12 protein-coding genes and 1 rRNA gene are annotated in these 13,150 nt (G+C 40.8%); 11 read left to right on the plus strand and 2 right to left on the minus strand.

Annotation, left to right across the window (positions count from 1 at the left end; genetic code table 11):
- Nucleotides 1-33: 33 nt before the first annotated feature.
- From rrf to PQ511_RS19640, 8 genes are all read left to right on the plus strand, one after another.
- Nucleotides 34-150: ribosomal RNA gene (gene rrf, locus PQ511_RS19605) — 5S ribosomal RNA — on the plus strand.
- Nucleotides 151-886: 736 nt separating this feature from the next.
- Nucleotides 887-2,299: a cryptochrome/photolyase family protein gene (locus PQ511_RS19610; RefSeq protein WP_273853665.1), complete on the plus strand. Its 1,413-nt coding sequence runs from the start codon at nucleotides 887-889 to the stop codon at nucleotides 2,297-2,299.
- Between the two features lie 76 nt (nucleotides 2,300-2,375).
- Entirely contained in the window at nucleotides 2,376-3,887 is a 1,512-nt protein-coding gene (locus tag PQ511_RS19615; RefSeq protein WP_273853667.1) for a spore germination protein, read from the plus strand.
- 12 nt (nucleotides 3,888-3,899) lie between these two features.
- Nucleotides 3,900-4,991 carry a GerAB/ArcD/ProY family transporter gene (locus PQ511_RS19620; RefSeq protein WP_273853668.1) on the plus strand — a complete coding sequence of 364 codons (1,092 nt, stop codon included), beginning with the start codon at nucleotides 3,900-3,902 and terminating at the stop codon, nucleotides 4,989-4,991.
- Entirely contained in the window at nucleotides 4,988-6,052 is a 1,065-nt protein-coding gene (locus PQ511_RS19625) for a Ger(x)C family spore germination protein (protein WP_273853669.1), read from the plus strand. The genes PQ511_RS19620 and PQ511_RS19625 overlap by 4 nt, the downstream gene beginning before the upstream one ends.
- A gap of 133 nt (nucleotides 6,053-6,185) precedes the next feature.
- On the plus strand, nucleotides 6,186-7,697 hold the full coding sequence (gene hutH, locus PQ511_RS19630; RefSeq protein WP_273853671.1) for a histidine ammonia-lyase: 1,512 nt from the start codon (nucleotides 6,186-6,188) through the stop codon (nucleotides 7,695-7,697).
- Between the two features lie 83 nt (nucleotides 7,698-7,780).
- Nucleotides 7,781-8,275, plus strand: coding sequence for an Lrp/AsnC family transcriptional regulator (locus PQ511_RS19635; protein ID WP_273853672.1), 495 nt, complete (start codon nucleotides 7,781-7,783; stop codon nucleotides 8,273-8,275).
- Nucleotides 8,272-9,453, plus strand: coding sequence for an aminotransferase (locus PQ511_RS19640; RefSeq protein WP_224598069.1), 1,182 nt, complete (start codon nucleotides 8,272-8,274; stop codon nucleotides 9,451-9,453). The genes PQ511_RS19635 and PQ511_RS19640 overlap by 4 nt, the downstream gene beginning before the upstream one ends.
- 40 nt (nucleotides 9,454-9,493) lie before the next feature.
- Here the strand turns inward: PQ511_RS19640 and PQ511_RS19645 are convergent, their stop codons facing one another.
- Nucleotides 9,494-9,730 (minus strand): hypothetical protein, encoded by a 237-nt coding sequence (locus PQ511_RS19645; RefSeq protein ID WP_224598067.1) that lies wholly within the window; start codon nucleotides 9,728-9,730, stop codon nucleotides 9,494-9,496.
- A gap of 250 nt (nucleotides 9,731-9,980) precedes the next feature.
- Between PQ511_RS19645 and queD the strand changes: the two genes are divergently transcribed.
- The 3 genes from queD to queC are packed head-to-tail and all read left to right on the plus strand — an operon-like array spanning nucleotide 9,981 to nucleotide 11,854.
- The gene (gene queD, locus PQ511_RS19650; RefSeq protein WP_273853674.1) at nucleotides 9,981-10,457 is read left to right on the plus strand and encodes a 6-carboxytetrahydropterin synthase QueD; all 477 of its coding nucleotides are present in this window, start codon (nucleotides 9,981-9,983) and stop codon (nucleotides 10,455-10,457) included.
- Complete coding sequence (locus tag PQ511_RS19655) at nucleotides 10,450-11,178, plus strand: 7-carboxy-7-deazaguanine synthase QueE (RefSeq protein ID WP_273853676.1); 729 nt, start codon at nucleotides 10,450-10,452, stop codon at nucleotides 11,176-11,178. The genes queD and PQ511_RS19655 overlap by 8 nt, the downstream gene beginning before the upstream one ends.
- Before the next feature lies 1 nt (nucleotide 11,179).
- Nucleotides 11,180-11,854 carry a 7-cyano-7-deazaguanine synthase QueC gene (gene queC, locus PQ511_RS19660; RefSeq protein WP_273853678.1) on the plus strand — a complete coding sequence of 225 codons (675 nt, stop codon included), beginning with the start codon at nucleotides 11,180-11,182 and terminating at the stop codon, nucleotides 11,852-11,854.
- 193 nt (nucleotides 11,855-12,047) lie between these two features.
- On the opposite strand, the gene PQ511_RS19665 is transcribed toward queC, so the two are convergent.
- On the minus strand, nucleotides 12,048-13,133 hold the full coding sequence (locus PQ511_RS19665; protein WP_273853680.1) for a citrate synthase/methylcitrate synthase: 1,086 nt from the start codon (nucleotides 13,131-13,133) through the stop codon (nucleotides 12,048-12,050).
- Nucleotides 13,134-13,150 lie beyond the last annotated feature (17 nt).

Here is a 13,150-nt window from a genome sequence, read left to right on the forward strand (position 1 = left end):
GTGCTATCTAGTTTTCAGGGAACACCTGAATTGTCTAGTGACGATGGCGAAGAGGTCACACCCGTTCCCATGCCGAACACGGAAGTTAAGCTCTTCAGCGCCGATGGTAGTTGGGGGATCTCCCCCTGCAAGAGTAGGACGTCGCTGGGCAATGAAGAAAAGCGAGAGACCAAACGGTTTCTCGCTTTTTTTGTATTCAAAAAGGGTTGAAAACTCGTAAGAGTAAAAAGCTGCAGGAAAGACAATCAAAAACTTCTTCGAAAGCTTCGTAGGGGTGGGAGAAGCAAGAAATTCGAGGAAGCAAGTGATGTCAGACCGGAGTGGATATTTGAAGATCCATGAGGATCTGGCATCGCGCAGCTGACGAAGAAGTTCGCCGCTTATCGCGCCCCGTATGAGAACGCGGAAGTTAAGCTCGCGCGCCGATGGTAGTTGGGGGATCTCCCCCTGCAAGAGTAGGACGTCGCTGGGCAATGAAAAAAAGCGAGAGACCGAATGGTTTCTCGCTTTTTTTGTATGGTTTTATGAATAGCTTTTTACTAGCTGAAAGCTCTCATGGCTCACGTTCGCGGAATTAATCTCAAATTCGCGGAAATATCATACAAAAGCGCGGAATAAATTCAACTATCGCGGAATTATCGGGGAATTATTATATACTTTCCACTGATTGTCCTTATTCTTCCCTATAATGTCTCTGAATTTAACGAAAAACCCCCTCTATACGTAAAATCAAAAAGCGAGTTGCTCTTTTTTAAAACCAGCTACTCTTATTTACTAGCTGAAATCATGTGATGACTTACCGCTTCTTACATAATCATCCCTCTAACACATTAAAACTATCAACAACTCTTCACGCGCCTTAAAATAAGAGAAGAGGTGAAGAGATATGAGTAAAACTGTTATTGTCTGGTTTCGTCGTGATTTTCGTTTAAACGATCATACTGCTCTTGAAAAGGCGATTACTTATTGTGAAGAAAACGATGCAGAATGGATGGGACTTTTTCAATTGGATCCCCATTTTACGGAAACCATCGATCTTCATCATGATTATTTTTTTCAAACAGTAGCGCAGTTTCAAGAAAGATGCAAAGAGGAAAATATTCCATTCCAAATTGTTTATGGTGATCCTCTTGATGTATTTGAAAAAGTTACAAACGCCTTAGATGTGAAAGCGGTCTTCTTTAATGAAGACAAGGCAGGTTACGGTGCTCGTCGAGATCAAGATGTATGTGATTGGTTAAAGGATAAAGAGATAGAATTTCATTCTTATCAAGATTATTATCTACATGACACGCAAGATGTACGGACACAAGATGATACGATGTACAAGGTTTTCACACCGTACTATAAGCAGTGGAGGACGTTGAAGAAACCACAAGTGATTCAGATTGACTTAAAGAAAGTTAAGAAGTATGCCACTGAAAGCAGTGATTCTCTTGATTCAGATAAAGAATTTAAAAACGTATTAAAACAGTGTGAGCGTGATTGGAAAGCGATTGGTGAGAAAAGTGCAAACCAACGGGCTAAACGGTTTGCGAAAGAAAGATTAAAAGATTACGATCAGAACCGGGATGTTCCATCCATCGTAGGTACAAGCAAATTATCTCCCTATTTAAAAACAGGTACACTCTCTGTTCGCACTCTTTTTCATATGATAGCGGAATACGATAATAAAGGGGTCGAAACGTATATACAGGAACTCGCCTGGCGTGATTTTTATGGAATGGTTCATGCGGAGTTTCCTGAGTTTCGAGATTGTGAATTTCAAACGAAATATCGTGGAATTCCATGGAATGATGATCAGGAGAAATTAAACAAGTGGAAAAGAGGGGAAACGGGTTTTCCTATAGTGGATGCAGGGATGAGGCAGTTAAATCAAGAGGGCTGGATGCACAATCGCCTTCGTATGATCACGGCTTCGTTCTTAACAAAGGATTATCTCATTGATTGGAGACTTGGTGAGCGCTACTTCGAAGAAAAGCTGATTGATTATGATGAGTCTTCTAATACAGGCGGCTGGCAGTGGGCTTCTTCTACGGGAACGGACGCTGCACCCTATTTTCGAATCTTTAATCCCACTACACAAGCGGAGCGTTTTGATCCAGATGGTACGTACATCCGAAAGTATGTTAAAGAATTAAAGGATGTACCTAACAAAAAAATTCATCACCCCTCGAAAATGAGCGAGGAAGAACAGCAAGATAGTCATTGTATAATAGGGGAAGATTATCCATATCCGACAGTCGATCATAAGGAGCAAAGACAGAAGGTACTAAGTGTTTATAAAGAACGAACCTAACGAGATCAGGTGCTACCTAGCATCTGATCTTTTTTATGGATAGAACAGTAAGAACTGCGCATGATAGGGGGAGAGAATGTTATGTGCGGAGTTGATTGTTCTGAAATGGTTTAAAAAGGGTGCATCAGAAAAGCCGGAAACTTTGGAAGAAATGGTCAAGGATCTAAAACAATCAATTGATTTTGTTGCCTATGAAAATAAGGACAGTGATCAGCCTTATCGTTTAATCTATTTTGCATCCCTCATTGACCCTGAACAGCTTCATCGCGATTTGTTACCTTACATTAAGGAATGCCGTTCAAAATCGCTTGAAGATTTAAAAGGGATTCTACCAATCGAGAACATTGAACTCTCATCCAAATTGCCACTGATCCAAGAGCGACTATTGGAAGGGCATGTGGCTATTCAGCTTTCACGAGGACAAAAAGTTCTGCTTGTGAACATTAGTTTACGAAAATCAAGGGACCTCTCGGCTCCTGAAATTGAATTTAGTGTGATGGGTCCAAAAGAAGGTTTAGTTGAAGATCTTCATACGAATATGAATTTACTTCGGCGTAGAATTCCTCATCCAAGGTTAAGGATGAAGGAAATTACCGTTGGAACCATCAGTAAAACAAAAGTAGTTGTTGCTTTTATAGAGGGAGTTGCAAGTGAACAAAATATCAATACAGTGATGCAACGACTGGAGGATCTTGATTTTGATATTATCTCTGATTCTTCTTTTATAGGTCAGATGTTAGAAGATAATTCGCTCTCTGTTTTTCCACAAATGATTGACACTGAGCGTACCGATCGCATTACAGGTCATATGAATTTTGGCGCTTTTGCTATTTTAACAGAAGGCTCTTCAAATGCGTTAATTGGTCCGATCAACTTTGGACAATTGTTAGTCTCCTTTGAGGATTATTATCTAGGATGGAATATTGCTTCGTTTTTTCGTATTGTTCGCATGATCGCGATTTTAGCATCCATTATCGCAACCCCTTTGTATGTTGCTGTATTAACCTATCATTATGAATTATTCCCATCTAAGTTATTAGCGACGTTAATCTCTTCAAGAAGTGACATTCCTTTTTCACCAGTCATTGAAGTGTTTTTTCTTGAAGTCACCATTGATTTATTACGTGAAGCCGGGGCAAGGATGCCGACGAAGGTTGGGCAAACGCTTGGTATTGTAGGAGGTATTGTTATAGGGACTGCAGCTGTCGAGGCCTCACTCACAAGTAATATCCTTTTAATATTAGTCGCGTTGTCAGCGCTTGCGTCTTTTACAACACCCGTTTATCGAATGACGAATACCATTCGTTTTTTACGCTATCCTCTGATCTTGTTTGCTCAACTTCTAGGTTTGATTGGTGTCGCGCTGCTTGGCTTATTTATTTTAACTCACATGATTCGGTTGACGTCCTTTGGGAATCCGTATCTTGCGCCATTGTATCCACCAAGAATAAAAGATTGGTATGACTCTTTCTTTCGTCTACCCTATGTTATGCAGAAAAACAGGTTTCAATTTTTTCGTGGAAACCAATCAAAGCGTTTTAAGGATAAGAAGAAGCGAAAGCATTCGTTGGATTTCGATGAGCAGTAAAGGGTGAGTGACTTGGAGCAGGGTAAGCGAAATGATCTTCTAATTTCTCCATTTCTAGTCATGTTTATTATTCACAGCAATCAAGTAGGCGTCGGGGTGCTGGGATTTCAGAGATACATCGCCGCTTACACTGGAAATGATGCCTGGATTGTTGTGATTGTAACGGGGCTCATTTTTCATATCTTTATATGGATGATGTACCGCATTCTAAGTGATGGCACTTTTGATATTATCGATCTTCATAACAAATGGTTTGGAAAATGGATAGGTACGGTATTCAATCTGGCCCTAATGATGTATTTACTTTTAGGTACGGTCGTCATTCTAAGGACATTTATAGAAGTGATTCAGGCGTGGATGTTTCCGGAGTTAGCAACATGGGTTCCAGTTGCATTGTATCTTTTGTTAACGTATTACGTACTTGCTGGAGGGTTTCGAACTGTCGCCGGAATCTGTTTTTTTGGTGTGATCATCCCAATTTGGTTAGTATTTACGGCAACTGCGCCTATCAAATTTTCTACTTTTAGTAATTTACTGCCAATCATGGATCATTCTTTAAAGGATTTTGCACTCGGAACAAGGCAAATGACGCTTAGTTATGTAGGAATCGATATCTTATTACTCGCCTATCCCTTCTTGAAAAACCCAAAAAGCTCTCGTATATGGGCGCATATGGGTGTCATTTTAACAACCCTAGTTTATACGATGGTGATGATCGTTTCTTTAGCATTTTATAGTGCGGGGCAACTTCAGCAGTCTATTTGGTCAACGTTAATCGCCTGGAAAGTCGTGGAACTGCCTTTTGTGGAACGATTTGAGTATATCGGTATTACTTTCTGGTGTTTTGTGGTTTTCCCAAATATTTGCCTGACCATGTGGGGAGCCAGTCGTGTAGGAAAAAAAGTTCTCCACATAAAGCAAAAATATTTTGTTCTAGTCCTTATCGCGTTTGTCTTTACCGTATGCGTGATGGTAGTTAATCGCGATCAAGTTGACTATCTCAATACCTTAACTTCTATTATAGGGACCTATGTGTATTATTTTTATATTCCATTTATATTCCTATATAGTATGATCTGGAGAAGGGTGAAAAGGCGAATATGAAATATGTTTGTAGCTTAGCGATATTCTGCTTTATCCTTACAGGGTGTGTGGCAGAAGAAATCATTGATGAAGTTCCGATTCTATTTATTGTAGGGTATGACCAGGGCGAGGATGAGAAGATCAAAGGAACGATCTCGCTTCAAACGTTTGATCCAAACCAGGAAGTAGAAACAAGAGCTTTTGAAGCAGAGGCCCATACGAGTAAGGGGCTTCGAAATCAATTAAGCGGAATACCTAAACCTATATCAATTGGAAAAATGGCCGTTTTATTATTTAGTGAAGACATGGCGGAAGAAGGAATTATTGATATTCTGGATAGTTTTTTGAGGGATCCTGCTGCAGGTCGATTAATTTACGTAGGGATTGTGGAAGGAAGTGCAAGTGAATTAATTAAAAACGAGTTTCAATACCTACAAGGAATTGGACCTTTTTTGCAGAATCTTATAAAGCAGTCTGTTGAGTATGGCAATATGCCGCAAAATAATCTCCATTTGTTTGACTATAAATATTATGGAGATGGCATGGATCCAGTCGCTCCTGTTCTTCGAATGGAAAAAACGGAAGTTAAAATTACAGGTCTTGCTTTATTTGATGGGGACAAAATGGTGGAAAAACTAAATTTGGATGAAATGTTTCTGTTTGCTTTGATTAATAAAAGTTTTAGTGCGGGGTTATATGAATTAGAGCTTCCAGAAGGTGACTACGCAACCTTACAAAAAATAAAATCAAAAGTAAACTATAAGGTGAAAGATGGGAATACCAATCCTACATTGAACATAACAGTTAAGTTAAATGGAAATATCGTAGAATACACAGGTGAGCGATTAACGAAAGAAAAGAAAGAAGAAATCGCTAAAACGTTTGAGAAAAAGGTAGAAGCACAAGGGATTGACATGATAAGACACTTTCAAGAACTTGAAATTGATCCTTTCTCGATAGGGGATCACGCTCGGAGTCAAACGAGACAGTTTGATTTTAATAAATGGGATGAACATTATCCGGATCTTCCAGTAACAATTGATGTAAAAGTAAATATAGGGGAATCAGGCATCATTGATTAAGGAAAGGTTGTGCAAGGCTCATGAGCGATTACATTCAATCTGGCAAAAGCCCGTTTTAAAAATCGATTCGATTTTTAAAACGGGCTTTTTCATGAACCTTTACTTAGATAACAAGGTAGAGGAGTGGCAGAATATGATTCTTCTTGATGGGTATAATTTATCCCTTACGCAGTTAAAAGCACTTTTGTATAACGGTGAACGCGCTGCGTGTTCAAGTGAAAGCTTACAGCGCGTCGATGAAAGTAGAAAAGCAGTTGAATCAATTGTGGCAAATGGTGAAACCGTTTATGGAATTACGACTGGCTTTGGTAAGTTAAGTGATGTTCAAATCCCTTCTGCTGATGTTAATCTGCTTCAGCTAAATCTTATTTATTCACATGCATGTGGAGTAGGAGACCCCTTCCCACCAATTGTTTCAAAAGCGATGCTATTGCTTAGGGCCAATGCCTTGTTAAAAGGTTTTTCTGGAATTAGACGCGACGTGATTGAGCGGCTTATCTTATACGCTAATGAGGATATATTCCCCATAGTCCCCCAACAGGGTTCGCTTGGTGCTAGCGGAGATCTTGCTCCACTCGCTCATCTCGCATTACCATTACTAGGAGAAGGGGAAGTATTTTACAAGGGAAAACGTGAGAAAGCGATTGTTCCGTTAAAGGAGAAGGGCATTCAACCAATCCAATTAACGGCAAAAGAAGGTCTTGCCCTAATAAATGGAACGCAAGCGATGACTGCGATGGGAGCTGTCACTTATCTAGAGGCAGAGAAAATTGCCTATGAAGCGGATGGGATTTCCGCGTTAACATTAGAAGCATTACGAGGCATCACGGATGCTTTTGATGAACAAATTCATTTAGCGCGCGGTTATCCCGAACAAATAGAAGTAGCAAAAAGGTTAAGGAAACTTTTGAAAGGGAGTCGTCTAACGACAAAACAGGGAGAGATAAGGGTTCAGGATGCTTACTCGATCCGCTGTATACCTCAAGTTCACGGTGCGTCCTGGCAGGCCTTAGGTTATGTGAAAGAAAAGCTTGAAATTGAAATGAATGCCGCAACCGATAACCCACTTATTTTTGATGGAGGAGCGAAAGTTCTTTCTGGAGGCAATTTTCACGGGCAGCCGATTGCACTAGCGATGGACTTTCTTTCGATTGCTATGGCTGAGTTTGGGAGTATTGCAGAACGACGCATTGAACGACTCGTTAATCCACAATTAAATGATTTACCAGCATTCCTAAGTCCAGAGCCAGGTCTTCAATCAGGTGCGATGATCATGCAATATGTGGCGGCCTCGCTCGTCTCGGAGAATAAAACGTTAGCCCATCCGGCTTCAGTTGATTCAATTCCCTCTTCAGCTAACCAGGAGGATCATGTTAGCATGGGAACGATTGGATCTCGTCATGCGTATCAAATTACGGAAAACGTGAGACGAATTCTCGCCATTGAAGCGATCTGCGCAATGCAAGGAATTACGTTTCGAGGTGTACATCTCCTCTCTCCACAAACCAAACAAATCTATCAAGAGGGTAGGGGGATTGTACAACAAATTATAGGAGATCGTATCTTTTCATATGATATTGAACGGTTCACTGAATGGTTGAAAAATGAGGATGTGATTGAAAAAATCGTCCTGGGTCTGAAGTAGCTTTTTCGCTTTTGATACGAAATGAAATTAAATCAGAAGAATGATATAGTAGATGAAATAGATGGAAAGCAGGGGGCCTTACTGTGAACGAAAAAGAAATCGAAATTTTGGAGATTTTAGAAGAAAATGCACGTATTCCAATGGATGTTTTAGCTGATATGGTTGAATTATCGGTTGAAGAAGTAGAGAAAATCATTAAGCGACTTGAAGAGCAAAACATTATTTTAAATTATTCATCCGTCATCAATTGGGATAAGACCGCTGGAGTAGATGGAGTGGCAGCGATGATTGATGTGAAAGTTACGCCTAAACGCGACGTCGGTTTTGATGAAATTGCTGAACGAATCTATCGTTTTCCAGAAGTAAAAGCAGTGTACTTGATGTCAGGTGCATTTGATTTATCTGTACAAATTGAAGGGAAAACTATGAAAGAGGTTGCGTTCTTTGTTTCGAATAAGTTATCCACGCTTGATTCTGTCCTTTCGACAACGACGCATTTCTTACTTAAAAAATATAAACACGATGGCGTCATTTTCGAGCCTGAACAGAAAGATAAGCGGATTGTGGTGTCACCATGAAGCATGTTCAACAGCAGTATATTTCTAAAACAGCTTCTCAATTAAAACCATCAGGAATCCGAAAGTTTTTTGATCTAGCTTCTCAGATGGACAACGTGATTTCACTTGGTGTCGGAGAACCTGATTTTGTTACGCCGTGGAATGTATGTGAAGCAGGGTATGCTTCACTTGAAAGCGGCTATACAGCCTATACCGCGAATGCTGGTTTACTTGAGTTAAGAGAGGAAATTTCTTCGTATTTGCTAGAACAATTCTCACTTCAATATTCAGCGGAATCTCAAATCATTCTAACAGTTGGAGCAAGTCAGGCGATTGATCTTGCTTTTCGAGCAGTGATTGATCCAGGGGATGAAGTGATTATTGTGGAACCGGGCTTTGTTGCCTACGCACCAGCTGTGACACTTGCAGGAGGTACGCCTGTTTCGTTAGAGACGAAGGCAGAAGATGAGTTTAAAATTACGCGTGAATCGCTTGAGAAAGTCATTACAAAACGTACGAAAGCCATTCTTCTTTGTTTTCCTAGTAATCCAACAGGGGCAACGATGTCTGAATCAGAATTAAAGAGTGTAACGGACGTTATTGAAAAACACGATCTTCTCGTTTTATCGGATGAGATTTACGCAGAGTTAACATACGATGAAACGCATTATAGCATCGCTCGGATCAATGGCATGAAAGAGCGGACCATATTAATTTCTGGATTTTCAAAAGCTTTTGCGATGACAGGCTGGAGACTTGGCTATGTGACAGGTCCTGAAGAAATCATTGCAGCGATGTTGAAAATACATCAATACACGATGATGTGTGCGCCAACCATTGCTCAGCATGGGGCACTTGAGGCGTTAAAAAGCGGAAGAGAAGATCTTGAGAAAATGAAAAAAAGCTATCGACAACGAAGGAATTTTCTTGTTAAATCGTTTAATAACATTGGCTTATCGTGTCATATGCCTGGAGGCGCATTTTATGCGTTTCCATCGATACAGGCAACTGGCATGACATCTGATGAATTTGCCGAAAAGCTGTTAGAAGAAGAGCGAGTTGCTGTTGTTCCAGGGCATGTCTTTGGTGCTGGGGGAGAAGGGTATGTTCGCTGCTCTTATGCAACATCGATTGATTCTCTACAGGAAGCTGTAAAGCGGATTGAACGCTTTGTAAGTCGTCATTCATCACAAGCGTAATTTGAGAACGCCGTCCATGAACTTTGGACGGCGTTATGTATTAATAAGACGTTGGATCCTCTTTACTCGTTGTGATGCCAGAAGACGCTTGTTTAGCGATCAGCTGTCGCAATAATTCATTTTGTTCCTCATCTGCCGCGTTCTTTCGCTTCATATAGCCCATGGCTTTAAAAATAAAAACGATTGTTAATACGACGATAAATAAAAGAATTGCTACGTAAAGAAAGCCAAAAAGACCAAAAAGAACACCGAATCCTTCCATTCCACTATTAGACATTCATTTCTCACCTCCTTAAATACTAGTATATTTTACCACTTTTTAATCGGAATGAAACTCCAAAGGGGATAGAGACCTCCATATCTTTTCTAATCGCACGTGGTATGATATTATAATCAAGTTGGAGAGTTCGTAATTCCCTCCTCTCGTAAAACAAAACTAGGGACCGTGAAATTGATAGCCCAAATCTCTGAATGGAGTTGGGGTTTTTCATGCGTCTCCCTTACTGAATAATGAAGGGGGCTTTTTTATGTCTTTTATGATTCCAAAGAAGGTTGAAGTACTTGGAGAAGATATTCAGAAAAGCGAATTAAAATATCATCATAAACGGGTAGCCGTTACAAAAGAATTTACATTTGACGCCGCTCATCATCTGCATTGTTATGATGGCAAATGCAAAAGCATGCATGGGCATACGTATAAATTAGTGATTACGATTAGTGGATATGTGAATGATATTGGCATATCCGTCGATTTTGGTGAGATTAAAACATTGTTTAAAGAAGTGATCGATTCGAAGCTTGATCATCGTTATTTGAATGACGCTCTTCCAAACATGAACACAACAGCTGAAAATATGATTGTCTGGATGTGGGAACAGTTGGATCTGGCCCTGACAGAACGCAAGATGAAAGATCTGGGTCAGAGGATTGAGGAACTCGTTCTCTACGAAACACCAACAAGTTACGCAACGCTGAAGCGGGAATGGATGGAAAACAATGAATAAATGGGTGCTACCGGAACGAACTGAATACATGCAGTGGGAATTACCGATGGTGGAAGTGTTTGAGACAGTAGAAGGAGAGGGAACGCGTGCTGGTTTTCCAACCGTTTTTGTACGCGTCTTTCACTGTAATCTTCGCTGTAGCTGGTGTGATACGCCATATAGCTATGCACCAGATAAAGCAGAATACACAGGGTCTATTGCCTCGATTATTGATCAAATTAACCAATATAAGAGTCGTCATATTTGTTTTACAGGGGGAGAACCACTGATCCATCGTGAAAAATCGATGGCGCTTCTTCAAGCGATGGTGGATCTACCGCATATTGAAGATATTCACATTGAAACGAATGGAGCGATTGATCTCACTCCGTATGAAGCTATTCGAAGAGACGATCAAGCATGGCAGGAAAAAGTTCGCTTTGTGATGGACTATAAGCTCCCTGATTCTGGTGAACAGCATCGTATGCTACATGAGAACTTTACACTACTTGATACACAGGATGAAATTAAATTTGTGATCGGTTCTGATGAAGATTTTACTGTTGCATCAGAGGTTGTCGCAGAAAACCATGAAAAAGGGCAGGTTCTGTATAGCCCAGTTTGGGAAACGATGCCGCCACATAAGCTCGTTGATAAAATTCTAGAAGCCGGATTAAGTCATGTGAAGCTAAGCATGCAGCTTCATAAGATTATTTGGGATCCGAATCGAAGAGGTGTGTAACATGAGTAAAAAAGCAGTGATCGTTTTAAGCGGTGGCTTAGATAGTACGACATGTATGGGGATGGCGAAGGAAAAAGGATATGAGCTTTACCCGATTACGTTTCACTATGGTCAAAAGCATAACCGCGAAGTCGAGCAAGCAAAAAAAGTAGCGAACTATTACAAAGCACCTGATCACCGCATTGTGAACATTAGTTTTCTCAATCAAATTGGTGGTAGTGCCCTCACGGATGATTCAATTGATGTACCGACAGATATGGATGAAGATGATATTCCTGTAACTTACGTGCCAGCACGTAATATGATCTTTCTTTCTCTTGCCTCTGCCTATGCGGAAGTCATTGGAGCAGAAGCGATTTACATCGGCGTATCGGCCGTTGACTACAGTGGATATCCCGATTGTCGACCTGAGTTTATTGATAGCATGAATGAAACGGTTAATTTAGCTACAAAAGCAGGCGCAACAGGTAGTGAGATGAAGATTGAGACGCCGCTAATTAACTTGACGAAAGCTGATACGGTAAAAGAAGGATTGCGTTTGAACGTTCCTTATGAACTAACGACATCTTGCTATAACGGTGAAGAAGAAGCATGCGGCGAGTGCGATAGCTGCCGTTTGCGTTTGAAAGGCTTTGAAGAAGCGGGAGCGGTTGATCCGATTCCGTATAAAGCGTAATTAGAGTAGAAAAGCAGCCTGCTGGGGGACCCCAGCAGGCTGCTTTTTTGGAGTTTGGCCAATAAAGTTGAGATTTGGCCAATATAAATCAAATTTAGCCAATATATTCTCGTTTTGGCCAATATACTCATAATTTAGCCAATAAACTTCTTATATGGCACGGTTCGACAAATAGCGCGGGTGACAGGCACCATCACTCCGGCATATCTCCGCTATATACTGACGATGGTCGGATAATGCGGTTGTTTTCATTTTGCTCATACACATGAGCAATCCACCCAGCCGTTCTTGCTGCTGTAAATGTTGGCGTAAATAGCTCTGTAGGAAGCTCAATGGCTCTTAAGATCGCTGCGGCATAGTATTCGACGTTCGCATAAAGTTTTCGATTAGGTTTGTATTCCTGTAAAAGACGTACAGCGGTTTCTTCTACCTCGTGTGCCAATTGAAACTCTTCATCATCATAAAAGTCTGATGTGATTTCGCTTAAAGCGGCAGCACGCGGGTCCCGGGTTTTATAAACACGATGGCCAAATCCCATCAACTTCTCGCGGTTTTCAAGCTTCTGACGTAATATTTTCTCAACGTCCCCATCTCTCTTAATTTCCTCTAACAAATCAATAACACCAGTTGGAGCGCCGCCGTGAAGCGGACCTTTCATTGCACCAATCGCTCCTGTAATAGCCGATGCCAGGTCACTTTCAGTTGAAGCAATCACGCGTGCAGTAAAGGTAGAAGCGTTGAGCCCATGCTCCATTGTTAGAATAAAGTAAGCTGTTAAGGCTTTCACGTGGTTATCCTGTGGATGTTTTCCATTTAACATATATAAGTAGTTCCCGACGTGAGACAGAGTTAAGTCTGGTTCAACGACAGGTAATCCTTTTTGAGTGCGATAGCGATAAGCAATAATGGTAGGAACGATACTTAGGAGTTGAATGCCTTGCTCCTCTGTAGCTGGAAACTGAAAGGATTGATTTCCTAAGGAAGAGAGAACCGTTCGCACAACGCTCATCATTTCCATATTTTCTGGCAAGCGATTGATGATTTCTTTTTGACTCGCAGATAAAGCTCTTGCTTCACTAAGTGCTGAAGTAAAAGCAGTTAGCTGCTTAGCATTAGGAAACACGCCATTCCATAGAAAGTAGGCTGCTTCTTCAAATGACTTTTCCTTTGCGATTTGTTTTGCCCATTCGCCTCGATAGACGAGCCAACCATTCTCTCCGTCCACTAGGCTAATTTTGGAATCAGCTGCCACGATTCCTTCTAATCCTGCATGAATCATATGCTCCACTCCATTTC

It is taken from the genome of Guptibacillus spartinae (assembly GCF_028610625.1).
GTDB classification, from domain to species: Bacteria; Bacillota; Bacilli; order Bacillales; family Guptibacillaceae; genus Guptibacillus; species Guptibacillus spartinae.